The following is a 23,928-nucleotide window of genomic DNA, read 5'->3' as shown; positions in this document are numbered from 1 at the left end:
CCAACCCGTGTTTCGTCAGAGCATCCTCAAGCCGGATCCTCGACGCCCTGCCTTGCCAGGTAGCGCTGATCGATGTCCGGCAGCGGCTCACCCAGCAGCGTCGCCTCAAAGGCGCGCAGGCGCTTGTGCACCGACTGCAGTTCGACGATGGTCGACCACGAGGTGAGCAGGAATTGCAGCGAACCCGTCACCTTGCCGAAGGCGTTGGAGATCTGGTTCAGCGCACCGAATGTTATCTTGTGCGCGACCAGCGACGGACCCAGGATCAACAGCGAGAAAATATTGTCGGCCTGCAGGTAGGTGTACCGGACGACGTTGAAATAGATATAGTGGAAATAGAGCCTGAAATAATTGTGCCGGACATTGGCGAACAGCTCGGCGGTGGTGGCGGGTTGCGCCCTGTCCGCATGATCCTCGCCATAGACCAGTTCCTTGCGGTAAGCGGCTTCGACGCGCTGGTTGCGGAATTGCAGCCCCGGAAGCTTCATGCCGGCAATCATCACCGAGATCGTGCCGAACAGACACCAGGCAAGTGCCGCGACCACCAATGGCTGCGGGATCGCGCCGACGATCGGCAGTTCGCTGATATGGGCCTGCAACTGGATCATGACCGGCAGGAAGGCGATCAGGGTCATGATCGACTGAACGAAGCTGGAACCGAGATCCTCCATGATCTGGGAGAACCGCATCGTATCTTCCTGGATACGCTGCGAGGCGCCCTCGATATGGCGCAGCCTGCTCCAGTTCTCGATAAAGTAATTGTTCATGGCCGTGCGCCAGCGGAAGATCCAGTGGCTGACGATGAAGGCGTTGACCACCTGCACGTTCATGCCGATCAGCGCCAACCATGAGAAGTCGGCCAATCCGATATAGAACTCCGCGTTCGTCGACTTTCCGGTCCCCGACATCAACCCCTGTACATAGTCAAAGAACGGACCGTACCAGGCGTTGACGGCCACGCTGACCTGCACATTGAAATAGATGAAGAACAGGATGACCGCCGTCATCAGGATCGACCAGCGCTGCCATGGATGCGGCGAATACCAGCTCCAGAACGCGTAGAAGATGGCCACGCACAGCGCGAAATAGATATAAAACCAGATGAACGGTTTCGAAGCCAGCACGGCGATGCCGATGATGGGCGCCGCATCGGCGGCTGCCGGCGGAAGGCCCACAAGGCCTCCCAATTGCTCCCCGCCGAAAAACCAGAACAGGATCGCCGCAAGGCTCCAGATGGCGGCCGAAGAGAAGAAGAGCTTCGGCTGCGGGAAGAAGGATACGAACACTGTGGCGAATTCCTCGATCTATGCGCAAATCAGGTGGGTTCGGCGGGCATAAGGTCACACATTAGGTGGAAAGAAAATGCCTGCCCGATCTCAGGCGCGGAGCAAGACGGCAAATCATGGCGATTTTGGCGCAGCCGACCATGTGACGGCGCCGGAGACGACCAGGACGGCCGCGGCGACGATGGAGGCGAGGAAGAAATCGCCCGACGCCTGGGCCAGAAGCCCGGCCGCGATCGGGCCGATGATCTGGCCAAGACCGAAGGAGGCGGTCATCAGGGCAAAGACGCGCCGGGGTGACCCTGGGGCCTGCCGCCGTGCCGCCTGCAGGCCAAGTGCCGTGATGGCTATGAAGGTGCCGCCGAGCAGCACGCCCCCAAGCAGCGGCCCCGTGCGCCCGCCGGCGGCGACGCTCGCGGTAACGCCGACAACTTCGACGAAGCATCCCAAGGCATAGGCGGCATAGAGCCCGATCCGCGCCGCTATCTTCTGCCACAGCCAGACCGAAGGGAAACCGGCAAGGCCGGCAACCATCCACACCACGGCCTCGAAGACGCGGCTGCCGCCGCCTTGCCGGACAATGGCGACGAGGAAGGTCGCCGTCACCACATAGCCGAAACCGAACAGACCATAGGCGACGATCACCTTGATCAGCGACCGGTCTTTCGGCAGCGCCGGTTCAGGGAGGGCTTCGCCATTGGTGAGCGGACCCTGGTTCGCCAGCAGCGCCACGGCGACGAAGCCGCAAGCCGAAATCGCACCTGACCACAGCCAGCCCTGCGCCCACCCGGCGTGACCCGTGACCAGTACGGCCATCATCGCCGCCGATATAGCGATGCCGAGGCCAACGCCGCCGAAATGCCAGGCCTGCAGGTCGCCGCGCCCGGCCGCGGCGATATGGCTGAAAACGATGCTGGCCATGAACACCATGACGAAGGCGCTCGCCAGACCGGCCAGAAAACGGATGGCGAGAAAGGCGGCCATGGTGTCGGTCAACCCCATCAGGGCGGCCAGCATGGCGCTGACACCGAGGGCGACGAGCATCAGCAAACGCTCGCGTCCATGCGCCCAGTTGCCCGCCGCCGCCAACGCGCCGACGAGGTAGCCGAAATAGTTGGCCGAGGCGATCCAGCCGGCATCGGCCGGCGACAGATGCAGTTCCTCCATCATGCCGGGCAGGATCGGCGTGTAGACGAAGCGGCCGATGCCCATGGCGACGGCCATGGCGATCATTCCGGCGAAGGCGTAACGCAGCGCTGTCGATTGGGGCGAAGTCATTGCAGTGCACAATAAATGTGCGGGCGAGTGAAACAATCCGCCTTATGTTGGGCCAGGTCAGTGCCCTGATCGCGCTCAGCAGCGCCCGCCGAAACCGGCGCTCAGTGAAACGGTCTCATGCTCGGTCCGGCGCGCGGTCAAGCGGAACGGCACATCACCGAGCTCGCGCTCCGACATAGCGTCAAGCGCCGGATGCGCAAGCGGATCGGTCAACCACCTCAGCGTATCGATGTCGCAGCGCGTATCGTCGGAAGAAGTGGCGGCGAACAGGACCTTCAGCGACGACAATATCCTCAGCATTTCCGGCTCCATAGGGCCTGTCTCCATCCATAAAGTCCGCCGTTTCGATATCTCTTTCAATTGAGATTTCGGGCGGATCGGTTTAGAAAATCTCAAATGGCCATGCTCAACCGCGTTCATCTCAACGGCCTTCGCGCCGTGGAAACCGTCGCCCGTCTCGGCTCGCTCGCGAGCGCCGCCGGCGAACTCAATGTTTCCGTCAGCGCCGTCAGCCAGCAGATCAGCCGCACCGAAAAACAGCTCGGCCAGGCACTGTTCGAGCGCACGACCAGCGGTCTCGTGCTGACCGAATTCGGCGCCGTCTTCGCGGCCCGCCTTGGCGCTGGATTTCGCGAGCTTGCCCAGGCCGTGGCACTGGCCGACGAGGCGACCCAATGCACATTGGTCGTTTCGGCAGCACCGGCCTTCGCCTCCAAATGGCTGTTGCAACGGCTGTCGCGGCACTTCGACCGGCATCCCAACGTGCTGTTGCGTATCGACGCCTCGGTGCGGCTGGCCAATCTCGATCGCTCGGACGTCGACATCGCCATCCGGCTTGGCGATGGCAAATGGCCGGGCGGAAAGGCGGAGCTGCTTTTGGCGCAGGAAGTCTTCCCGGTCTGCGCGCCTGGCATTGCAAGAAAACTGAAGTCGATCGGCGACCTGGCGCAGACCTGCGCCATCACCGACGAGCGGGCGATGATCAACTGGGAAAGCTGGTTCGCGGCCGCCGGCGTTCAACCCGTCACCTTCCAGAAAGGTGCGCGCTTCACCGACCCGATGCTGTGCCTGGAATCGGCAATCGCCGGCCATGGCGTGATGCTGGCCTGGCAATTGCTGACGGCCGATGCGCTGGCCGACGGGCGGCTGGTGGCACCGTTCGGAATCCGCGCCCAGAGCGGACTCGGCTACTGGCTGGTGACCTCCACCACCAAAGCCGAGAGCCGCAAGGTCCGGGACTTCAAAATCTGGATCAAGGAAGAGATCGCGGCGACGATGGCGCAGTTCGGATCGTCGGTCGCGGAGCCCAGCGGCGCGATCGCGGTGGAAAGCACCGCGGCACCGGTCTATGTTCAATCAAACATCCCACTACGACAGGCAGGATCATGACCACACATTCGCGCGGCGTTTCCGCAACGATCGACCCGGTGAAGCTCGACAGGCTGGCGGAGGTCGCAATCAAGGTCGGGCTGCAATTGCAGCCCGGACAGGATTTGGTGCTGACATCGTCGATCGCGGCGCTGCCGCTGACCAGGCGCATCGTCGAGCATGCCTACAAGGCCGGCGCGGGGCTGGTGACGCCGATCTTCAACGATGACGAGATGACGCTGGCGCGCTACCGTTTTGGCGCCGACGCCGGCTTCGACCGCGCCGCCGGCTGGCTCTATGAAGGCATGGCGAAGGCCTTTTCCAACAATGCGGCCAGGCTTGCCGTACGCGGCGAGGATCCGTCGCTGCTGTCGGCGCAGGATCCGGCGAAGGTGGCGCGTGCCAACAGGGCCAATTCGATGGCCTACCAGCCGGCGCTGGAGAAGATCACCGGCTTCGACATCAACTGGAACATCGTCGCCTATCCGGATCTGGCCTGGGCAAAACAGGTATTTCCGGGCGAGCCCGACGATGTCGCGGTGGCGAAGCTGGCGGACGCCATCTTCTCCGCTTCGCGCGTCGACGTCGAGGATCCGATCGGCAACTGGAAGGCGCATAACGCAGCGTTAGCCGAGCGCACCAAGTGGCTGAACGAGCATAACTTCCATTCGCTGCATTTTGCCGGACCGGGCACCGACCTGACGGTCGGGCTGGCGGATGGCCATGAGTGGATGGGCGGCGCCTCGACCGCCAAGAACGGCATCACCTGCAACCCCAACATCCCGACGGAAGAGGTCTTCACCACGCCGCATGCGAGGCGGGTCGAGGGCCATGTCTGTTCGACCAAGCCGCTGTCCTACCAGGGCACGCTGATCGACGACATCTCGGTGCGCTTCGAGGAAGGCAGGATCGTCGAGGCCAAGGCTTCGAAAGGCGAGGACGTGCTGAAGAAAGTGCTCGACACCGACGAAGGCGCGCGCCGCCTCGGCGAGGTGGCGCTGGTGCCGCATTCCTCGCCGATCTCGGCCAGCGGCCTGTTGTTCTTCAACACGCTGTTCGATGAAAACGCCGCCTGCCATATCGCGCTGGGCCAATGCTATTCGAAGTGCTTCGTCGACGGCGCCTCGCTCAGCCAGGACGAAATCGCGGCGCGCGGCGGCAACAAGAGCTTCATCCACATCGACTGGATGATCGGGTCGGACAAGATCGACATTGACGGCGTCGCCAGGGATGGCAGCCGCGTGCCGGTGATGCGCAAGGGCGAGTGGGCCCAGGGGCTCTAGCCAGCGGAGGTGTGATGGCCTTCGACATCGCGGTCGAGCGCGTCTACGAAGCACCCGGGAAGGACGATGGCCAGCGGGTGCTGGTGGATCGGATATGGCCGCGCGGCGTCGCCAAGAAGGATGCGGCGCTGACGCTGTGGCTGAAGGAGATCGCGCCGAGCGACGAACTGCGCAAATGGTTCGGGCATGAGCCGGCGCGCTGGGCGGAGTTTCAGAAGCGGTATCGTGGCGAGCTGGATGGGAATGAAAAGGCGGTGGCGCAACTGCGCGCCTTGCTCGGCGACGGCAAGGTGACGCTGCTCTATGGCGCTCATGACGAAGCGCATAACAACGCCGTGGCGCTGGCGGGGTATTTGCGAGCCCAAGCATGACATCGAGACGCCGGCGGGACAAAGGGGGCGCGAAAGGATCGCGGCGCGGGTGAGATCGGTTCTACTTCCCGCCCACCGCCCCTTCATAAACATCCGGCTTGAACCCGACGAGGATACTGTCGCCGACTTCCAGCACCGGACGCTTGATCATCGTCGGCCTGGCCAGCATCAGCGCTTTCGCCTTCTTCTCGTCGAGGCCTTGCCTGTCCGCCTCCGGCAGTTCGCGAAACGTCGTGCTGCCCTTGTTGAGCAGCTTTTCCCAACCGACCTTGCCGACCCAGCCATTCAGCCTGGCTGCCTCGATCCCTTCGGCGCGATAGTCGTGGAACCGATAGGCAACGTCATGGCTTTCCAGCCAGACGCGCGCCTTCCTGATCGTGTCGCAGGTGGTGATGCCGTACATGGTGATCGTCAAAGCGAGGTCCCCTGGCTGACAGTCGAATCCGCCCACAGCCTAAAACCGCCCTTCCCGCTTTGCCAGCAAATCGTAGGCGCGAAGTGGGCCGGAACCGATCGTTCCGGCCCGGGAGCTCAATAGTAGAATCGCTCTTCGGTGATCTTGCCGTTCTTGACCGTGTAAAGGCCGACCTCATCCATGGTGACACGCTGGCCCGTGGCCTTGGGCGTTATGTCAAACGTGAAGCGCACCGCGAACTGGTCGCCATTGACATAGGGACCCTCGACCGAACCGCCATGCACTTCGTTGTTCTCTTGCCACCACTGGCTCTTGTCCTTGAGAGCCGCCTTGCCATGGCTGACGGCCATTGGCCCCTCCATGGCTTCGTAGCTGGCGATATCGTCGGCATTGTACTTCTCGGCAGCGCCGTCATTGTCGCCCTGCTTGAGAAGCTCGGTGAAATCCTTGGCAATTTCCGCTGTCGTCATTTGTGTTCCTCCTGTTCGAACGCATTGGAAATAGGGAACCGCCTGCTGGCCGACCACCGCCGGACCGCTCGATAGCTGACATGGCGCTGTCAGGATGGGTGCCTGGCCATCCTATCGCGGATCGACTTCGGTTGCAGACGCAAGCCAATTCCGCAATGCTGGGTGAATGTGCAACCTCTACAACATCACCACGACGCAAGAGGCGGTCCGCCAATGGACACGCACCCTGCGCGACGTCATCGGCAATCTCGAGCCTTCAGTGGACATCTATCCCAATCAGCTCGGCCCGGTTGTTCGCAACACGCCAGAGGGGAATCGGGAGCTAGCGAAACTGCTTTGGGGTTTGCCGACGCCGCCGGAGCGTATGAAAGGTAAGGCCGATTACGGCACCACGAACGTTCGCAATCCGCAATATTCGCACTGGCAACAGTATGTCGGCATCGAACACAGGTGTGTCGTGCCAGTGACCAGCTTTGCCGAACCCAGCCCTACATCGAACGACAAGGACCCAGAAACAGGGATTCAGCGAAATTACTGGTTTGCCCGTGGCGAAAGCCGAGCTTTATTCTTCTTCGCTGGTTTCTGGACTCGCTGGCAGGGCGTTCGAAAAGTCAAGGATGGGCCGGGCGACTTTGAACTATACGCCTTTATGACAACCAAGCCGAACGCCCTTATCGCGCCGATCCATGAGAAGGCTATGCCTGTGATCCTGACCACACCGGACGAGACGGAGACCTGGCTGACAGCGCCGTGGACGGAAGCCCGGCATTTGCAGCGGACGGCTCCCGACGACGCGTTGGTCATCGTTGAGAAGCCACCCACACAGATCAAGTTCCCGCAGCAGGTGCCAGTCCAAGGATCTCTTTTCTAAGCCAAGGATTACCCTGCCAGCCGCTCCTTCAATCGTCGTCTCGCCAGATCACTCGGCGAACCATGCGAATCTCGACAAGGCGCCTGATACGAATTTTCAAACGTTCGGCCGCGCTTGGCAGAATGATGCCCGCGTCAAGCTCGCGAAGTTTGCAGCGCTCGCATCGCATGTGCCGTTCAACGTCCCAAAAGGGGATGTCACCGACCAGCTTCGCTAGATCGCCCGGCAGATAGTACCGAGTGATGTTGCAGTTCCTGCATCGGACACGAATTAGCTGCCCGACTTCGTGGGCCAAGCAAAGGGTTTGCACATTTCGGCGCGGCCGGCTGCTGGGTTCGGGCATCCGCCAAAATAGGAATTCATTCCTGGACGAGTCAATTCCTACTTAATTCCAATGTTCTTTTGTTGACCACATAGCATGGAACCAGCCCCATAGCGGCGACCCACAACTACCCAGGCAACATAGGGCAGTTGGCGCCACGGCGAAGGCTGATATGCGCCACGTCGCCGGCGCTGAATTGAAAGCCCTCGGCCTGGCGCGGCGCGTCGATGACAACGGGCATGCCTTGCCCCAGTTCGGCGTGCAGGCGCAACGTACGGCCATGGAAGACGATGCTGTTGACCCGTGCCGGCGCCGTACCGGGCGTGGCCTCGGCGGCCGCCAGCAAATCCTCCGGGCGCACACCTATGGTGCGCATCTCGCCCTCGCGAGGCTGATCGGCGGTGTCGGGGACAGCATCCAGCGGCAAGGCGCCGGCGGTGAAACGCAGGCGATCGCCATCGCTGCCGACAAAGCGCGACTGCAACAGGTTCATGGTGCCGATGAAACTTGCCACAAACTTGGTGGCGGGGCGGTCGTAAAGCGTCGCCGGCGGTGCGGTCTGCTCGATGCGGCCTTTGTTCATGACGACGATGCGGTCGGAGATCGACAGCGCTTCGGTCTGGTCATGCGTGACCATGACGAATGTGGTGCCGAGCCGCGACTGCAGCCGCTTCAATTCGACCTGCATCTGTTCGCGCAGATGCGCATCCAGCGCCGACAGCGGCTCGTCGAGCAAGAGCACGCGCGGCTCGCAGACGATGGCACGCGCAAGCGCGACGCGCTGGCGCTGGCCGCCCGACAATTCGGAGACGCGGGCGCGCAGCTTGTCGGCAAGGCCGACCATGTCGAGAGCCTCGGCGACGCGTCTTGCCTGTTCGCCGCCGGCCAGCTTGCGCAGCGACAGGCCGAAGCCGACATTTTCGGCGACATTCATATGAGGAAACAGCGCATAGTCCTGGAACACGGTGTTGACCGGCCGGTCGAACGGCCGCAGCGCGGTGATGTCGCGGCCATCGAGCAATACTCTGCCGCTCGAAGGGCTTTCGAAGCCGGCGATGACGCGCAAGCTGGTGGTCTTGCCGCAGCCGGACGGGCCCAGAAGGGTCAGGAATTCGCCGCCGACGATGTCGAGATCGACGGCATCGAGCCCGACTATGCCACCCGGAAACACCTTCGACACCGCCTGCAGCCGCACAATTGGATCAGGCGCCATCGCGAACCTCGGAGGGCTTGGTCGTGTTGACCCAAAGGATCCGGCATTGCTCGCCACCGGGGTTGCGGAAGGCATGCAGAAGCGTGCTCTTGAAAGCAAAACTGTCGCCGGCCTTCAGCAAATATTTCGTCGAATCCACCACCAGTTCGACCTCGCCCGCGAGTACACAGCCGAATTCATGGCCGGCATGCGCATAGGCTTCCGCCGTGCCGCCGCCGGCTTCCACCGTCACCAGCATGCCGGTCAGCGTGGCGCCGGGCGGAGACAGCAGCGCCTTGGCGATGCCTTCCGACTTCACGGGGATCGAACGCCGCTTGTCGGCCCGCACGCAATAGAGATCATTGACGGCATCGCCGCCGTCGGCGATCAGCGCAGACGGCTCGATGTCGAGGGCGGCGGCAAGCGGCCAGATCACCTTGACGCGCAGCGAGGACATGCCGCGTTCGATCTGGCTGAGCGCACCGATCGATATGCCGGTTTTTGCCGCCAGTTCTGCCAATGACAAGCGGCGCTCGAGTCGCAACGCCCGCACGCGGCGGCCGACGCGAACGTCGGCATCGTCCTTCGGCTTTGATGGGGGTTCGTCCAGTATGTCCATCGTCGATCCTCGTTGTTTTTCCCTTCTCCCCTTGTGGGAGAAGGTGGATCGGCGCGCAGCGCCGAGACGGTTGAGGGGTGCGTGACGGAACACCGTCGGTGCCAAGCTGGAACACCCCTCATCCGTCGCCTTCGGCGACACCTTCTCCCACAAGGGAGAAGGAAAGACCGCGCTTAACCGCCCGCCTTCACCTTCTCGAACATCTTGGCGACATCGTCGTTCTGTTTCATCGGCCCGGTGAAGATCGTGCTCTTCAACATCACTTCCGGGTCGGACGGCAGTTGCAACTTTTCCAATTCGTCCTTCGGCACGCCGGCGAAGGCGGTCGAGAGCGAGCTGCCATAGCCGTAGGACTCGATCAGGAATTTGCCGGAATCGGCGTCCAGCCGGCTGTTGATGAAGTCATAGGCGAGATCGACGTTCTTGGCGTCCTTCAGCATGACGAAGCCGCAGGCCCAGGTCAGCATGCCCTCCTTCGGCTTCATGAACTCGACCGGCACACCCTGCTTCTTGAGCGAGGTGGCCGAGGCATTCCAGGTCATGGCAGCGACCAGCTGGCCGCTTGCAAGCGCCTGCTCGACCGAGGTCATGTCGGTCGTGTAGCTCGACAGCAGCGGGCGCTGTTCGCGCAATTTTGCTGCGACCTTATCCATCTGCTCCGCCGTCATATCGAAGGGGTTTACGCCGGCCAGAAGTGCGGCGACGATCGGCGTGTCGTGCACCGCATCGATGGTCGCCATACGGCCGGCATATTGCTTGTCCCACAGAAGGTTCCAGCTCGCCTCGGGGTTCTTCACCAGATCGGTGCGGTAGAGGATCGAGGTGTTGCCCCAGTCCCATGGCACCATCCAGACCTTGCCGTCGCCGGCCTGCAGGTCGGGCAGGTTCTTGAACACCGGGAAGATCGAGTCCCAGTTCTTGATGCGCTTGGTGTCGATCGGCTGCAGCAGGCCTTCCTTGTTCCAGCGCGCCACCTTGTCGTAGCAGGGGTGCGCGATATCGGGCCGGAAGCCGGCCTTGACCTTGGTGAAGGCATCGTCGTCGTCGCCGAAGATCGAAGCCTCGACGCCATCGGGGTGCGCGGCAAGGAAGCTCTTGTTGAAATCGGGCAGCTCGTAGCCCGACCAGGTGAAGTACTGCAGCTTCTCGGCGGCGAGCGCCACGGTCGAAGACAGTGCTAGCGCAAGTGCTGCGAGGCCGGCCCGGGCCTTGTGTCCCGATATCGATTTCAGGTGGACTATCATTTTGTTCTCCTCTCTCGTTGTTGTGGTTCAGGCTGGATTGCGGCGAACTGCGCCGAGCCCGCGATGGCGCAGGATTTCGGCGGTTCCGGCGATGATGAAGGACACGGCCAGGATCACTGTTCCGAGTGCCATGACGGTCGGCAGCGAGCGGGGAAAGCGCAGCTGGCTCCAGATATAGAGCGGCAGGGTCGGCTCCGTGCCGGCGAGGAAGAAGACGACGATGAACTCGTCGAAGGAGATCAGGAAGGCGAGCATGAAGGCCGACAGCACGGCAGGCAGGCTGAGCGGCAGCATGACGCGCCGGAACGTCGTCCAGTCGGAGGCGCCGAGGTCGAGCGCCGCCTCGCGAACCGTCCTGGGGATGGCGGCGAAACGGCTGCGCATGATGACCACGGTGGTCGGCAACGCGACCAGGATATGGCCGAGCACGATGGCGACACGCGATGGTCCGAGGCCGACGAGATTGACCAGGATCAGCAACGATATGCCGACGATGACCCCGGGAATGAGGATCGGCAGCCGCGCGATGGCGCTGATCGTGGCGGCCAGCGGCGAGCTGCCATAGAGATCCATATAGGACACGGTGATGCCGCACAGCGTGGCGCCCGAGGCAGCAATGGCGCCGATGACGAGACTGTTGACGAGTGCACCCGACAGGGCCGGATTGCCGTAGAGCGTGGCATACCATTGCAGCGTGAAGCCTTGCAGGGGAAACGCGGCCTGGATGGAATCGTTGAAGGAAAACAGCGGGATCAGCAGGACCGGCAGATAGAGGAAGACCAGATAGGCAACCACATACAGGCCGAGCCAGCGGCCATCCCGTTTCATGTTGGCGTGCCCTGCTTTCATGTGCGGCTGCCAAACCGGCGGTCGGCGCCACGCGCGACCAACACCACGAGCAGGATGACCAGCATGACGCAGACCGAAAGTGCGGCGCCGAACGGCCAGTCATTGGCCTTGCCGAACTGCGACTGGATCAGCGAGCCGATCATGGTACTGGCCGGGCCGCCGACCATGGCCGGCGTGACATAGTCGCCGACGGTCGGCACGAAGACGACGAGGGCGGCCGCCAGGACACCCGGCATCGAATTGGGCAGGACGACGCGGCGGAACGATGTGAATGGCCTGGCGCCAAGGTCGGAAGCGGCTTCGAGCAGCGATTTCGGAATGGTATCCAGCGCCACATAGATCGGCAGTATGGCGAAAGGCGCGTAGGCGTGGGCGAGCGTGACGACAACAGCGGCCGGCGTGTTGAGGAATGCCAGTGTCGGCTCGGACCAGATGCCACTTTCAATCAGCGCCGAATTCAGCACGCCATTATAGGCCAGCACGATCTTCCAGGCGAAGACACGCAGGAGATAGCTGGTCCAGAACGGCAGCGTCACCAGGAACAGCAGCAGGCCGCGCCTGCGGCCGGCATGGAAGGCCAGGTAGTAGGCGACGGGATAGGCGGTGACGACCGTCGCCATCGTCACCAGGCCGGCGATGACCAGCGAGCGCAACGTCACCGTCCAGTAGAGAGGGTCCGAGGCCACGGTGATGAAATTCGACAGGCTGAAACCGGCGCCGAGCAATGAGCCGTCATTGCCGCGTAAGGCAAGGAAAAGCACGAGGCCAAGGGCGAACAGGATCAGCAGGAAAGTGACCAATGCGCCGGGCAGCAACATGGTGAAGCGGAACACCGGCGAAGAGCGGAATTCCGGCAACGGCTGATTTGCTGCAAGGGTCGACATCGACCTGCCTGTAAGATTATGAAATCGCCTTAGCCTTTTTCATATTCATGAAACTGTCAAGCTGAATCACGACCTCGCCTGATCGGCGCCCCATCAACCCAGCCTTCGAACGCGTCCAGCGTCGATACCACTTGATGGTCGCGGCCACCCCCGTCGGAAGGCGTGGACGGGATGGGCGCACGGGTGAAGGTGGAAACGGCATGAAGGCGAAGCCACATGGTAAAATCGTGAACCTCTGCTCGATCACACTCAATGGCCGGCTACGTGCCTTATGTCGCATCGAAGGGCGCGATGCTGGGCCTCACGAAATTGCTGGCACGGGAACTGGGGCCGCATGGTATCACCGTAAATGCAGTGTCGCCGGGCGCAGTCGTTTCCGAAGCAGAGGGGCGCGTGTTCGGCGAGCGGCTCAAGGAATACAGTGATTGGATCATGGCCAACCAGAGCCTGAAGCGCCGCATCGAGCCGCATCACGTCGCCGATCTTGTGCTGTTTCTTGTTTCGCCTGCCGCGGACATGATCAGTGGTCAGGATATCCACGTCGATGGCGGCTGGTAGTCGTGTTATCCCGTCGATGACGAACATCGACACGATCGAACTTGCCGACGAACGCGCCAGGGTGGTTGTCAGCCCTCGCCAGGGCGCGGCAATCCTGCGCTACGACGCGCTTCGCTCCGACGGCGTGGTCACACCGGTGATAAAGCCGTCGGAAGGATTGCTGAAATTCGGCTCCCAGTTGCTGGCGCCATGGTCGAACCGGATTTCCGGCGGCGGCTTCGAGTTCGACAAGCGTTTCCATGCGATAGAACCCAATGTCGAAGGCGAGCCGTTCCCGCTTCATGGCGACGCTTTTCAAAAGCCTTGGCGTCTGACGCGGCGGACGGGGACCGAGGCTGAGTTTGTTCTGGGCGATGGGTCGATCGGACCCTATCGCTACTATGCGAGCGTGCTCTATGGACTGGAGAACGGCGCGTTGAGCGCTACTTTGACCATTGAGAACCGGGCCGAGATCCGGCTGCCTTATGGGCTTGGCTTCCATCCATGGTTTCCGCGCAAGGCGCACACGTCGCTCCAGGCATCGGCCAAGAGCGTCTGGCTTGAGGATGAACGCCACCTGCCGACCAGGATGGTGCCACTCACCGACCACCTCGATTGGGATTTCTCGAGACGTGCGCCGCTTCCCGATACCTGGGTAAACAATGCGTTTGAGGGATGGGATGGACGCGCCTCGATCGTCCAACCCGATGATGCCATCGTCGTCTCGATCGAGGCATCGCCGCCGCTCGGCGTCTTCATTCTCTATTCGCCGGCACGAGACGCCGGTTTTTTCTGTTTCGAACCTGTCTCGCATACAGTGGATGCTCATCACATCGGCGGCCTGAGGACACTCGAGCCGAGGGAATCGATGACCTCGCGGATGCGACTGCGCTGGCATGAGCTTTGATGCCGGCAAAGCGTGTGGCCTTCGGTGCGATTTGACTTGAAGAGAGGCCGCCGGAATTTCACAATCCGATTTGTCCCGCCCAACAACGAGAGAACGATGACGAACACGATTAACATTCCTGGTGACGGTGTCTTTCTCGGCCGCGCTCGATTACTGCCCGCATCGCATCCCATGGTGGTCACGGTGCGCGACGGCACGGTTTTCGACATCACGTCGAGCGCGGCGCCCACCGTGCGCGACGTCTGCGAATTGGCCGATCCGGCCGGCCATGTGCGCTCGGCCAAGGGCACGCCGATCGGTTCACTCGACGATATCGCGGCCAACAGTTTCGAAGCCACGCGCGATCCGGCAGAACCCTTTCTGCTGTCTCCGGTCGACCTGCAGGCGATTAAGGCATCCGGTGTCACTTTCGTCATCAGCCTGCTCGAGCGGGTGATCGAGGAACAGGCGCGCGGCTCGGCGGAAAAGGCCGACGCTATCCGCGCCGACATTGCCGGTCTGATCGGTCATGACCTGTCGAAGCTCAAGCCCGGTTCGCCCGAGGCGATGGAGATCAAGGCCAAGCTGATTTCGCGCGGCGCCTGGTCGCAATATCTGGAAGTGGGCATCGGCCCGGATGCCGAGATCTTCACCAAGTGCCAGCCCATGGCCTCGGTCGGCTTCGGCGCCGATGTCGGCCTCCACCCGGTGTCGACCTGGAACAATCCGGAGCCGGAGATCGCCATGATCGCCACGTCAAGCGGCAGGATCGTCGGCGCTACCATCGGCAACGACGTCAATCTGCGCGACGTCGAAGGGCGCTCGGCGCTGCTGCTCGGCAAGGCCAAGGACAACAACGCCTCGGCCTCGCTTGGCCCTTTCATCCGGCTGTTCGACGACACGTTCTCCATCGCCGATGTGAAGCAGGCCGTCGTGCGCCTGAAGGTCGAGGGCGAAGACGGATTTTCGCTGGAGGGCGCAAGCTCGATGGCCGAGATCAGCCGTTCGCCGGAGGAGCTGGTTGCGGCGGCCATGGGGCCGCACCACCAGTATCCGGACGGGCTGGCGCTCTATCTCGGCACGATGTTCGTGCCGTCGAAGGATCGCGGCGAAAAGGGCAAGGGGTTCACGCACAAGGTCGGCGACATCGTCACCATCTCGTCGGAAAAATTCGGCGCGCTGGTCAACCGCGTGCGGCTGTCGCCCGATTGCCCGCACTGGACCTACGGCGCCAGCCATTTGATGCGGGATCTCGCCAAGGCCGGCCTGCTCTAACCGGCTCTTCGGGGGCTTTCGCCCCAAGTGACCGCCCAAACTGGCCAGGACAGTCCGCCCGGCTGAGCCTCGGCGACGATCATTCGGCTGCCTGGAAAAAATCATCCCAACTGATGCGATCTGATGGGGTCGTTGATGGCGCCCCGTCAGGCGCCGACTACATCTGCAGATGGAGGCTTGCCATCCGTCGAAAAAGGGAATGCTCTTAGGCATCCGAGCGGCGCTGGCAAAAGACGCAATCCGGCTGAAGCCGGAACAAGGGACGGATCATCTTCAACCGGGAGGAAATCAAATGCTGACGAGATTAAGACTTGTGCTCTACGGCCTGCTGATCGCGCTGACGGTCATTCCGGCAGCCGCGCAGGCCAAGACGTTCTACTGGATTTCACATGGCGGGCCGGCCGACCCGGTCTGGACCTACTTCCTCGCCGGCGCCAAGCAATGGGCCAAGGACACCGGCAACACCGTCAACACCTCGTTCCACAATGGAGACGTCGCCTCGCAGCAGGAAGCGGTGCGCGCCGCCCTCTCGGCCAAGGCCGACGGCATCGTCACCACCAGCCCCGATCCGGGCAGCCTGGTCGAGATCGTCAAGGAAGCGCGCGCGGCCAACGTCCCGATCATCAACTTCAACACGCCCGATCCCAAGGCCAATTTCAACGCCTATGTCGGTGGCGACAACGTCACCTTCGGCAAGCATTGGGCGCAGTACCTGGTCGACAAGGGCCTGGTGAAAAAGGGCGACTTCGTCTGGATGCCGGTCGAGATCCCCGGCGCCACCTACGGCGTCCAGGAAGAAGAAGGCATCAAGAGCGTCTTCGGACCGCTCGGCATCACCTATGAAGTGACCGAGGCGACGCTCGACCAGGCCGAGGTGATCAACCGCATGGTCGACTACCTCACCGCCCATAAGGGCAAGGTCAAAGCCATCATCGGCCTGGGCGACCTCGTCACCGGTTCGATCAAGCGCGTGTTCGACCAGGTCGGTGTCAAGCCGGGCGAAATCCCGGTCGTCGGCTGGGGCAACTCGCTCGACACCACCCAGGAAGTGCTGAACGGCTATGTCAATGCCGGCCAGTGGCAGGATCCGCAGGCGACCAGCTATGTGGCGCTGTCGCTCGCCAACATGGCGGCCAGCGGCATTCCTCCGGGCTTCAACGTCATCACCGGCGCGCTCTACGAGAAGGACACCGCGGCGGTCTACGACAAGATCCTGTCCGGAAAATAATCCGCGATCGCTGGCGCCGCGCATCTCGTGCGGCGCCAGATACCTTCATGGCCGCGGCATCTCCACCCGATGCGGTGGTGGTCGCGGCCCGTTCCAACCATGTCGCGGGTTCCCAGTGGAAAATCATTCGCTCACTCAACGCCTGATCGCGCGGCCGGAATTCGGACCCTTCGTTCTGCTCATCGTCGAGATCGCCGTTTTCTGGGGTTTCAACCACGACTTCCTGTCACCGCAGAACATCTCCAACACACTGGCCTTCACGGTCGAACTCGGCCTGATCGCGCTGGCGATGACGCTGCTGATGACGTCGGGCGAATTCGACCTTTCCGTCGGGTCGCTGTTCGGCTTCTCGCCGGTGCTGATGTGGACGCTGTTCAATGCCGGCGTCACCTCGCTGGAGATGGGCTTCGTCGTCGCGCTGGTGGTTGCCGCCTTGATTGGGCTGGTCAATGGCTGGTTCGTCACGCAGCTCAAGATCCCGTCCTTCCTGGTGACGCTCGGTATGCTCCTGGTGGTGCGCGGCAGCGCGCTTTTCATCACCGACGGGTTTCCGCAGCGCACCTGGAGCGCCGAGGGCAGCTGGCTGGCGGAGGCGCTGGTCGGCGACTTCTTCATCGGGCCGTTCCGCATCTACATGTCGCTGTTCTGGTTCATCGCCGCGGCGATCGCGCTCGGCTATGTCTTGACGCAAAGCCGGACCGGCAACTGGATCCAGGCGGCGGGCGGCAATCCCAACGCGGCGCGCGCCCGCGGCGTCAATGTCAACGGTGTCAAGATCGGTCTGTTCGTCCTGTCGTCGCTCATGGCCTCGCTTGCCGGCGTCATCTCCTCGCTGCGCACATCCGCCGCCAACCCCAACAGCGGCACCGGCTATGAGCTCGAGGTGATCGCCATGGTGGTGATCGGCGGCACGGCGCTGACCGGCGGGCGCGGCACCATCATCGGCACCGTGCTCGGCATCCTGATCCTGCGCGTGATGCGCAACGGCATCGTGCTGATCGGCGTGCCCGGCCTTGCCTACAACATCTTCATCGGCGCGATCATCCTTGGCATGATGGCGTTGCATTCATGGCTGGAACGCCGGCATCAGGCGGGGACTTGAACCATGGCCGAGCCACTGATCCGCATGCAGAACATCCGCAAGTCCTATGGCCGCGTGCAAGCGCTGGTGGACGCCAATTTCCATGTCAACGAGCGTGAGATCGTCGGCCTGCTGGGCGACAATGGGGCCGGCAAATCGACGCTGATCAAGGTTCTCTCCGGCGCGGTGCCGCTGACCAGCGGCGATATCTTCATCCGCGGCAAGAAGGTCACCTTGCGCAGCACCAGCGACGCCATCGCCCAGGGCATCGAGACCATCTACCAGGACTCCGCCCTGGTCACGCAATTGTCGATCGCGCGCAACCTGTTCCTGGGTCGTGAACCGATCAAGCCGCCGCGCTTCCTCAACCGCATGGACCAGGAGGCCATGAACACGGTCGCCCGCGACCTGCTCAAACAGGTCGGCATCTCCAAGAACATCCCACCGACGACGCCGATCGGCTCGCTCTCCGGCGGCGAGCGCCAGGCGGTCGCGATCGCGCGCGCCATGCATTTCGACAGCGACCTGATCATTCTCGACGAGCCGACCAACAATCTCGGCGTCGCCGAGACGCAAGGCGTGCTGAGCTTCGTGCGCAACGCCCGCGATTCCGGCCACTCCTGCATCTTCATCGCGCACAACATCCACCATGTCTTCCAGGTGGTCGACCGCATCGTCGTCATGCGCAGGGGCAAGGTGGTCGCCGACGACATCGATCCGAAGACGACAACCGTGACGGAGGTCGAACGCATCATCACCGGCATGTCGGACAAGGACATCCGCGACGCCCTCGCCGACGGCAAGCCGGGGCACTGAGGAGGCATCGACGCACAGGGTCGCGGCATGAAGGCCACCGTCTCCGACATCGCCAGGAACTGCGGGCTGTCAACCGCAACGGTCGACAGGGTGCTCAACAATCGGCCCGGGGCGAGTGCCGCCAACCGGCAACGCGTCATGGAGGCCGCCAAGCAGCTCGGCTATCTGCCGGCCGCCGGCCAGGTGACGCTTCCCTCGAAACCCGCAAACCTCGAATTCTTCCTGCCGATCGGCAGCAACGCCTTCATGCAGGACCTGGCAAAGCATATCGAGGACTACGCCTCGCGCCTGCCGCTGGTGGCGTCCTGCCGGATCCACAATCTTGCCGGCATCTCGCCCAATGCCCTGCAGGCAGCGGTCGAAAAACTGTCGCTGCGGGCCAACGGCGTCGGTGTCATCGCGGTCGATCATCCCAGGACACGCAACATCCTGCGCGACATCGTCGAGGCCGGCATCCGCCTGGTGACGCTGGTGTCCGATATTCCGGCCACACCCCGCTCGGCCTATGTCGGGATCGACAACCGCGTGGCCGGACGGACGGCGGCACTTTTGATGGGACGCTTGCTGGGCGGCCGCGAGGGGCAGCTGGCGATGGTCGTCGGCTCGCGCTCCTATCGCGGCCATGAAGAGCGCGAGATGGGCTTCCGCTCGGTGCTTGGCGAGGAGTTTCCCAATCTCACCGTCAGCAGCGCCGTCGAGATCAACGACGAGCCCGGTGCCAGCTATGCCGAAACCATGAAGGCGTTGCGCAACGAGCCGGAACTGCTCGGCATCTATTGTGTCGGTGCCGGGCGCTCCGGCATTGCCAAGGCGATCCGGGAAGCCAGGCCCAACCGCAAGCCGGTGTTCATCTGCCACGACCTGACAAGGGAGACACGCGGCTATCTCGTGGACGACCTCGCCGACGTCGTCATCGACCAGAACGCCAGGCTGATCGCGGAGCAGTCGGTGATCCAACTGCTCGGCTCGATCGCATCGTCGGCGCCCTATCTCACGCGCAAATTCATCGAGCCGCGACTGATTTTCAGGGAAAACGTGCCGGTGCAGTGAGGTCGCATTTCTCGAATTCACGCGGCGCCACGGCGAATCTGCACAGCAGCTATGCACAATTCATTGTTGCCGAATCATTGGGCAACTCGTAGTTTCTGGTTGTCGGCCATCTACTCCTCCCAGATGCGATGCCGACGCTGAATGGGGTGCACCTCCTCCCGCACCACATTCGAAATCGAGCCCGCTGCCACCTCCTCCCGGCAGCGGGCTTTTTTCGTTCTGATCCGCAGCAATTACGACGCCGCCGCGCCAAAAGCGCGCGGTCCGGTCCGTCCGGTCACGGAATCGCACAGATCGTTGGCAGTCCGGCAGACGTCAGCCTGCCGCGGTGCCCCTGAAGGAAATGATCAGCCCTTCGGCCATACGCACGAACTGCGTGCTCGGGCCCTCGGCACCGACGGTCTGCACGCTGACGCGCGCGCCTTCAAACAGCAGCGACAGCGTATCGGCGAGAAGTTCGGCCTGACCGATGCCGGCATCCCGGCAGAGCCCAACCAGGCGTTCGCGCTGGGCTTCCTTGAGTTCCTTGATCACGCGCCTTGCCGGGTGATCGGGTTCGGTCAGTTCGGCGGCGGCGTTGGCCATATCGCAGCCGCGGCCGTCGGTGTTGAGCATGGCGGCGGCCTTGCGAACCCAGGCATGAAGCTGGGCGAGTTTGTCGCCCGGATGCTCGCCCTCGAACGTTTCCCACATCGCGCCGGCTTTCAACGCATTGGCGCGCAGGCATTCGACGATCAGTTCGTCCTTGGATTCGAAGTGACGATAGAGCGTCATCTTGTTCGTGCCGGCAGCCTCGGTGATAGCGTCGACGCCGACGCCCTTGATGCCGTGCTTGTGGAACATGTCACGCGCCGTCTCCAGGATCCGATCCCGGGGACGAGAGCGCTCCACGACGCCGTCTGTCATCATGAACTCCTTATCGTTTCCAAAAAACCCTCGGCCACCTCTTGACTAGGGTGTTACCGGTCTGTAACTTCCAGAATGTTACTTACTGGTAACACCTATGTAGTCCGTCGTCAATAACAAGGTCGTGAACTGGTCCTGCCAGATTGGGATCGGGCCAGATCGAGATGGACGAAAAGACTGCCAATCATGCGGCTTCGGCCGGTGAAGAGATGAAAAACGGTTCGCGAGCATAGGCTGCGAATCGACAGACAAGGAGCCGGCCAATGCCACAGCGCCGCGATCTTACCATAGATGAGGCCGTCCGGGATCCGATGATCCGGCTGGTCATGAAAGCAGATGGGGTCGACCCCCGCGCATTCGAGAACATGTTGCGCTCGCTCGCCGATGGGCAGCGTCGCGAGGTGCCGTTGCTGCGTTCACGGGAAGGGTCCCGTAACGGGCACGGCCAATTGTCCAGGGTCGCCAGCGCCTTCGGGCGGGCAAGAGCGGCCGGAGAGGCGTGTGTGTCGTGGTAAACTTCTTCATCCATCGTCCGATCTTCGCCTCGGCCATCGCCATTATCATGGTGCTCGCCGGGACGATTTGTTATTTCCTGCTGCCCGTTTCGCAGTTTCCCGACATCACACCGCCTCAGGTCGTGGTCAGCGCCCACTATCCGGGCGCCAGCGCGCAAGTGGTGGCAGACACGGTGACGACGCCGCTGGAGCAGCAGATCAACGGCGTACAAGGCATGACCTACATGTCGTCGACGAGCTCCAATGACGGCTCGTCGACCGTCACCATCACCTTCGATGTCGGCTATTCCCTGAGCACTGCCGCCGTCGACGTGCAGAACCGCGTCTCCCAGGCGGCCTCGTCGCTGCCGGCGATCGTCAACCAGGGCGGCGTGACGATCAAGAAGCAGAACCCGAACTTCGTCCTGATCGTCAACCTGACCTCGCCCGACCATTCCGTCGACCCGGTGGCGCTCTCCAACCTTGCCTATCTGCAGGTGGTGGATCCGTTGAAGCGGCTGCCGGGTGTCGGCGACGTGCAGATCTTCGGCGAACGGCGCTATTCGATGCGCGTCTGGCTCGACCCGGACAAGCTCGCCAATCTCGGCATCACCGCCGTCGACGTCCAGAGCGCCATCGCCGAACAAAACGTCCAGGTGGCGGCCGGCAAGATCGGCCAGTCGCCGGCGCCCGCCGGCACCGCCTTCGAGATGCAGGTCAACGCCGTCGGCCGGTTGAGCGACCCCAAGGAATTCGGCGACATCGTCGTGCGTGCCAACACGGATACGGGTTCGCTGGTGCGGCTGCGCGACGTCGCCCGTATCGAGCTTGGCGCCTTGCAATATTCGTCCTCGGCCTTCTTCGGCAAGGACCCGACCGTGGTGCTCGCCGTCTATCAGATGCCCGGCTCCAACGCGCTCGATCTACAGCAGCGCGTCAAGGACAAGATGCAGGAACTGTCGGCCCGTTTCCCCAAGGGCGTCGACTATGCGATGCACTACGATACGACGCGCTTCGTCTCGGCCTCGATGCATGACGTGCTGATCACGCTTGGCGAAGCCCTGGTGCTCGTCGTGGCGGTGGTGTTCATCTTCCTGCAGAGCTGGCGCACGACGATCATTCCGACCATCGCCATTCCGGTGTCGCTGGTGGCGACACTCGTCATCATGGAGATGATGGGTTTCTCGCTCAACATGCTCTCGCTGCTCGGCATGGTGCTGGCGATCGGCCTCGTCGTCGACGACGCCATCGTCGTGGTCGAGAATGTCGAACGACAGCTCGAGGCCGGACTGAAACCACTGGCGGCGACAAAAGCCGCCATGGCCGAGGTCACGGGTCCGATCATCGCGACAACCGCCGTGCTGATGGCCGTGTTCGTGCCGGTTGCCTTCATTCCCGGCGTCTCCGGAAAACTCTACAACCAGTTCGCGCTGACGGTGGCGATCTCCGTCGGCATCTCCGCCTTCAACTCGCTGACGCTCAGTCCCGCGCTCAGCGCTGCCTTCCTACGGCATCGCGGCGAGACGCAGTTTGTTCTGTTCCGCTGGTTCAATACGGGTTTCGACAAACTGTCGCATGCCTACGCCCATGGCGTGCGCTTCCTGATCCGCCTGCGCTGGATCATGCTCGGCTTGTTCGCGGCCGGTCTGGTCGCCACCTATTTCGTCTGGCAGAAGCTGCCCTCGACCTTCCTTCCGGTCGAGGACCAGGGCTATTTCTTCGTCGTCATCCAACTGCCCGACGGGGCTTCTCTGGAGCGCACCGATGCGGTGGCACAAAAGGCGCGCGACATCCTGCAGGCGACGCCCGGCGTCGACATCGTCGGCTCGATCAGCGGCCTGAACTTCCTGACCAGCGCGGCGCAGTCGAACTCGGCGGTCGAGTTCGCCATCCTCAAGCCATGGGAAGAGCGTGGCCCCGACCAGAGTGCCTCGAAGCTCGTCGCCGACGTGCGCGGCAAGCTGATGCAGATCCCGGAGGCGTTCGCGCTCTCCTTCGATCCGCCCTCCATCCCCGGCATCGGCACCACGGGCGGCTTCGAATTCGTCGTCGAGGACCTCACCGGCCGCGGCAGCACGGCCCTCAACGACGCCACGCAAGCGGTGATCGCCGAGGCGCGCAAGCAGCCGGAAATCAATCCGCAACAGCTGTTCTCGCCGTTCTCGACCTCGACGCCGCAGTTCAACTACGATCTCGACCGCGCCAAGGCGAAGCTGCTCGGCCTCAACCTGCCGGACGTCTTCAACACGCTGCAGATCTATCTCGGCTCGCTCTACGTGAACGACTTCAACCTGTTCGGTCGCACCTTCCGGGTGACCATCCAGGCCGACAAGGATTCACGTGCGGGTGCCGCAGATATTTCACGGCTCTATGTGCGCAATGCTTCCGGCGGCATGGTGCCGCTCAGCACGCTGGGCAAACTGGTGCCGTTCGTCGGCCCGGAAACCGTGCCGCATTACAACAACAACGCCTCGGCCACCATCAATGGCGGCGCCGCGCCCGGCTATTCGTCGGGCCAGGCGGTCGCCGCCATGGAGCGGGCCGCGGCCACCGCGCTGCCCAGGGATTTCGGTTTCGAATGGACCGGCATCACCTTCCAGGAGCTCAAGGCGGGATCGATCGCGTCGGTTGTGTTTGCCCTCGCCATCGTCTTCGTCTTCCTGATCCTGGCGGCGCAGTACGAAAGTTGGGCGATGCCGTTCATGGTGCTGCTGGCGGTGCCGCTCGCCCTGTTCGGCGCGTTCGCCGCACTTTGGGCGCGCGGCATGCAGATCGACGTCTATTCGCAGATCGGTTTCGTCATGCTGATCGGTCTGGCGGCCAAGAACGCCATCCTGATCGTCGAATTCGCAAGACGGCGGCGCGAGGAAGGCCTCACCATCATCGAGGCATCGATGGAGGCCGCTCGGCTGAGACTGCGGCCGATCCTGATGACCGCGTTTGCTTTCATCCTCGGCGTGGTGCCGCTGATGATCGCCACCGGCGCGGGTGCCGCAAGCCGTCAGTCGATCGGCACCACCGTGTTCGGCGGCATGGTCGCGGCGACCATCCTGTCGCTGGTGTTCGTGCCGGTCTTCTACGCGGTCATCGAACAGCTGCGCGAACGGCGCGGCGGCGACGAGCCCGCCTCTCAACACACTGAACCAACGGCCAAACCCGCCTTCCCTCCCCTGGCGGAAGCGGCCGAATAAGATTGGAGAATGATT

General features: G+C 62.7%; 22 protein-coding genes and 1 pseudogene. 12 read left to right on the top strand and 11 right to left on the bottom strand.

Annotated features, from left to right (window positions below; genetic code table 11):
* Positions 1-26 precede the first annotated feature (26 nt).
* The 3 genes from sbmA to O7B34_RS12340 form a co-directional block, all read right to left on the bottom strand.
* Entirely contained in the window at positions 27-1,286 is a 1,260-nt protein-coding gene (gene sbmA / locus O7B34_RS12350) for a peptide antibiotic transporter SbmA (RefSeq protein ID WP_337146321.1), read from the bottom strand.
* A gap of 114 nt (positions 1,287-1,400) precedes the next feature.
* Positions 1,401-2,561 carry a YbfB/YjiJ family MFS transporter gene (locus O7B34_RS12345; RefSeq protein WP_337146320.1) on the bottom strand — a complete coding sequence of 387 codons (1,161 nt, stop codon included), beginning with the start codon at positions 2,559-2,561 and terminating at the stop codon, positions 1,401-1,403.
* Positions 2,562-2,636: 75 nt separating this feature from the next.
* Positions 2,637-2,861, bottom strand: coding sequence for a hypothetical protein (locus O7B34_RS12340; protein ID WP_337146319.1), 225 nt, complete (start codon positions 2,859-2,861; stop codon positions 2,637-2,639).
* A gap of 96 nt (positions 2,862-2,957) precedes the next feature.
* Here O7B34_RS12340 and O7B34_RS12335 point away from each other — a divergent pair, with 96 nt between their 5' ends.
* The 3 genes from O7B34_RS12335 to O7B34_RS12325 are packed head-to-tail and all read left to right on the top strand — an operon-like array spanning position 2,958 to position 5,583.
* Positions 2,958-3,950: a LysR substrate-binding domain-containing protein gene (locus tag O7B34_RS12335; protein WP_337146318.1), complete on the top strand. Its 993-nt coding sequence runs from the start codon at positions 2,958-2,960 to the stop codon at positions 3,948-3,950.
* Complete coding sequence (locus tag O7B34_RS12330; RefSeq protein ID WP_337146317.1) at positions 3,947-5,212, top strand: aminopeptidase; 1,266 nt, start codon at positions 3,947-3,949, stop codon at positions 5,210-5,212. Before O7B34_RS12335 ends, O7B34_RS12330 begins: the two co-directional genes overlap by 4 nt.
* Before the next feature lie 14 nt (positions 5,213-5,226).
* A complete protein-coding gene (locus O7B34_RS12325; RefSeq protein ID WP_337146316.1) occupies positions 5,227-5,583 on the top strand; it encodes a DUF488 domain-containing protein in 357 nt (118 codons plus the stop codon).
* Between the two features lie 61 nt (positions 5,584-5,644).
* Here the strand turns inward: O7B34_RS12325 and O7B34_RS12320 are convergent, their stop codons facing one another.
* Positions 5,645-5,998: an ArsC family reductase gene (locus O7B34_RS12320; RefSeq protein ID WP_337146315.1), complete on the bottom strand. Its 354-nt coding sequence runs from the start codon at positions 5,996-5,998 to the stop codon at positions 5,645-5,647.
* A gap of 116 nt (positions 5,999-6,114) precedes the next feature.
* Entirely contained in the window at positions 6,115-6,468 is a 354-nt protein-coding gene (locus O7B34_RS12315) for a nuclear transport factor 2 family protein (protein ID WP_337146314.1), read from the bottom strand.
* Positions 6,469-6,634: 166 nt separating this feature from the next.
* Between O7B34_RS12315 and O7B34_RS12310 the strand changes: the two genes are divergently transcribed.
* On the top strand, positions 6,635-7,339 hold the full coding sequence (locus O7B34_RS12310; RefSeq protein ID WP_337146313.1) for an SOS response-associated peptidase: 705 nt from the start codon (positions 6,635-6,637) through the stop codon (positions 7,337-7,339).
* Between the two features lie 449 nt (positions 7,340-7,788).
* Here O7B34_RS12310 and O7B34_RS12305 read toward each other — a convergent pair whose 3' ends face one another.
* The 5 genes from O7B34_RS12305 to O7B34_RS12285 all read right to left on the bottom strand — a co-directional run bounded on the left by O7B34_RS12305 (position 7,789) and on the right by O7B34_RS12285 (position 12,449).
* Positions 7,789-8,874 carry an ABC transporter ATP-binding protein gene (locus O7B34_RS12305; protein WP_337146312.1) on the bottom strand — a complete coding sequence of 362 codons (1,086 nt, stop codon included), beginning with the start codon at positions 8,872-8,874 and terminating at the stop codon, positions 7,789-7,791.
* Entirely contained in the window at positions 8,864-9,472 is a 609-nt protein-coding gene (locus tag O7B34_RS12300; RefSeq protein WP_337146311.1) for a cupin domain-containing protein, read from the bottom strand. Before O7B34_RS12300 ends, O7B34_RS12305 begins: the two co-directional genes overlap by 11 nt.
* A gap of 173 nt (positions 9,473-9,645) precedes the next feature.
* The gene (locus O7B34_RS12295) at positions 9,646-10,716 is read right to left on the bottom strand and encodes an ABC transporter substrate-binding protein (RefSeq protein ID WP_337146310.1); all 1,071 of its coding nucleotides are present in this window, start codon (positions 10,714-10,716) and stop codon (positions 9,646-9,648) included.
* Between the two features lie 27 nt (positions 10,717-10,743).
* Complete coding sequence (locus O7B34_RS12290) at positions 10,744-11,565, bottom strand: ABC transporter permease (RefSeq protein ID WP_337146309.1); 822 nt, start codon at positions 11,563-11,565, stop codon at positions 10,744-10,746.
* Positions 11,562-12,449 (bottom strand): ABC transporter permease, encoded by an 888-nt coding sequence (locus O7B34_RS12285; RefSeq protein WP_337141511.1) that lies wholly within the window; start codon positions 12,447-12,449, stop codon positions 11,562-11,564. Before O7B34_RS12285 ends, O7B34_RS12290 begins: the two co-directional genes overlap by 4 nt.
* Positions 12,450-12,646: 197 nt before the next feature.
* Between O7B34_RS12285 and O7B34_RS12280 the strand changes: the two are divergent.
* The 7 genes and pseudogenes from O7B34_RS12280 to O7B34_RS12250 all read left to right on the top strand — a co-directional run.
* Positions 12,647-13,007: pseudogene (locus tag O7B34_RS12280) on the top strand (SDR family oxidoreductase); the annotation flags it as partial.
* Positions 12,994-13,893 carry an aldose 1-epimerase gene (locus O7B34_RS12275; protein ID WP_337146308.1) on the top strand — a complete coding sequence of 300 codons (900 nt, stop codon included), beginning with the start codon at positions 12,994-12,996 and terminating at the stop codon, positions 13,891-13,893. The pseudogene O7B34_RS12280 and the gene O7B34_RS12275, both read left to right, overlap by 14 nt.
* Positions 13,894-13,989: 96 nt before the next feature.
* Positions 13,990-15,147, top strand: a complete 1,158-nt coding sequence (locus tag O7B34_RS12270; RefSeq protein WP_337146307.1) for a fumarylacetoacetate hydrolase family protein — start codon at positions 13,990-13,992, stop codon at positions 15,145-15,147.
* 292 nt (positions 15,148-15,439) lie between these two features.
* Positions 15,440-16,375 carry a substrate-binding domain-containing protein gene (locus tag O7B34_RS12265; protein ID WP_023794606.1) on the top strand — a complete coding sequence of 312 codons (936 nt, stop codon included), beginning with the start codon at positions 15,440-15,442 and terminating at the stop codon, positions 16,373-16,375.
* 115 nt (positions 16,376-16,490) lie between these two features.
* Positions 16,491-17,477, top strand: a complete 987-nt coding sequence (locus O7B34_RS12260; protein WP_337146306.1) for an ABC transporter permease — start codon at positions 16,491-16,493, stop codon at positions 17,475-17,477.
* 3 nt (positions 17,478-17,480) lie between these two features.
* Positions 17,481-18,272 (top strand): ATP-binding cassette domain-containing protein, encoded by a 792-nt coding sequence (locus tag O7B34_RS12255; RefSeq protein ID WP_337129943.1) that lies wholly within the window; start codon positions 17,481-17,483, stop codon positions 18,270-18,272.
* A 27-nt stretch (positions 18,273-18,299) separates the two neighbouring features.
* A complete protein-coding gene (locus tag O7B34_RS12250; RefSeq protein ID WP_337146305.1) occupies positions 18,300-19,322 on the top strand; it encodes a LacI family DNA-binding transcriptional regulator in 1,023 nt (340 codons plus the stop codon).
* A 315-nt stretch (positions 19,323-19,637) separates the two neighbouring features.
* Here O7B34_RS12250 and O7B34_RS12245 read toward each other — a convergent pair whose 3' ends face one another.
* Positions 19,638-20,228: a TetR/AcrR family transcriptional regulator gene (locus O7B34_RS12245; protein WP_337146304.1), complete on the bottom strand. Its 591-nt coding sequence runs from the start codon at positions 20,226-20,228 to the stop codon at positions 19,638-19,640.
* Between the two features lie 508 nt (positions 20,229-20,736).
* On the opposite strand from O7B34_RS12245, the gene O7B34_RS12240 reads away from it, so the two are divergent.
* Positions 20,737-23,913 (top strand): efflux RND transporter permease subunit, encoded by a 3,177-nt coding sequence (locus O7B34_RS12240; RefSeq protein ID WP_337146419.1) that lies wholly within the window; start codon positions 20,737-20,739, stop codon positions 23,911-23,913.
* The last annotated feature ends 15 nt before the right edge of the window (positions 23,914-23,928 follow it).

The organism is Mesorhizobium sp. Cs1299R1N3 (assembly GCF_037179625.1).
GTDB classification, from domain to species: domain Bacteria; phylum Pseudomonadota; class Alphaproteobacteria; order Rhizobiales; family Rhizobiaceae; genus Mesorhizobium; species Mesorhizobium salmacidum.
This window is presented reverse-complemented; position numbering and strand designations above follow the sequence as displayed.

Coding starts and splice junctions, on each gene's coding strand:
- O7B34_RS12345 (WP_337146320.1), bottom strand. CDS start 2,561: ATGACTTCGCCCCAATCGACAGCGCTGCGTTACGCCTTCGCCGGAATG.
- O7B34_RS12340 (WP_337146319.1), bottom strand. CDS start 2,861: ATGCTGAGGATATTGTCGTCGCTGAAGGTCCTGTTCGCCGCCACTTCT.
- O7B34_RS12335 (WP_337146318.1), top strand. CDS start 2,958: ATGGCCATGCTCAACCGCGTTCATCTCAACGGCCTTCGCGCCGTGGAA.
- O7B34_RS12330 (WP_337146317.1), top strand. CDS start 3,947: ATGACCACACATTCGCGCGGCGTTTCCGCAACGATCGACCCGGTGAAG.
- O7B34_RS12325 (WP_337146316.1), top strand. CDS start 5,227: ATGGCCTTCGACATCGCGGTCGAGCGCGTCTACGAAGCACCCGGGAAG.
- O7B34_RS12315 (WP_337146314.1), bottom strand. CDS start 6,468: ATGACGACAGCGGAAATTGCCAAGGATTTCACCGAGCTTCTCAAGCAG.
- O7B34_RS12310 (WP_337146313.1), top strand. CDS start 6,635: ATGTGCAACCTCTACAACATCACCACGACGCAAGAGGCGGTCCGCCAA.
- O7B34_RS12305 (WP_337146312.1), bottom strand. CDS start 8,874: ATGGCGCCTGATCCAATTGTGCGGCTGCAGGCGGTGTCGAAGGTGTTT.
- O7B34_RS12300 (WP_337146311.1), bottom strand. CDS start 9,472: ATGGACATACTGGACGAACCCCCATCAAAGCCGAAGGACGATGCCGAC.
- O7B34_RS12295 (WP_337146310.1), bottom strand. CDS start 10,716: ATGATAGTCCACCTGAAATCGATATCGGGACACAAGGCCCGGGCCGGC.
- O7B34_RS12290 (WP_337146309.1), bottom strand. CDS start 11,565: ATGAAAGCAGGGCACGCCAACATGAAACGGGATGGCCGCTGGCTCGGC.
- O7B34_RS12285 (WP_337141511.1), bottom strand. CDS start 12,449: ATGTCGACCCTTGCAGCAAATCAGCCGTTGCCGGAATTCCGCTCTTCG.
- O7B34_RS12275 (WP_337146308.1), top strand. CDS start 12,994: ATGGCGGCTGGTAGTCGTGTTATCCCGTCGATGACGAACATCGACACG.
- O7B34_RS12270 (WP_337146307.1), top strand. CDS start 13,990: ATGACGAACACGATTAACATTCCTGGTGACGGTGTCTTTCTCGGCCGC.
- O7B34_RS12265 (WP_023794606.1), top strand. CDS start 15,440: ATGCTGACGAGATTAAGACTTGTGCTCTACGGCCTGCTGATCGCGCTG.
- O7B34_RS12255 (WP_337129943.1), top strand. CDS start 17,481: ATGGCCGAGCCACTGATCCGCATGCAGAACATCCGCAAGTCCTATGGC.
- O7B34_RS12250 (WP_337146305.1), top strand. CDS start 18,300: ATGAAGGCCACCGTCTCCGACATCGCCAGGAACTGCGGGCTGTCAACC.
- O7B34_RS12245 (WP_337146304.1), bottom strand. CDS start 20,228: ATGACAGACGGCGTCGTGGAGCGCTCTCGTCCCCGGGATCGGATCCTG.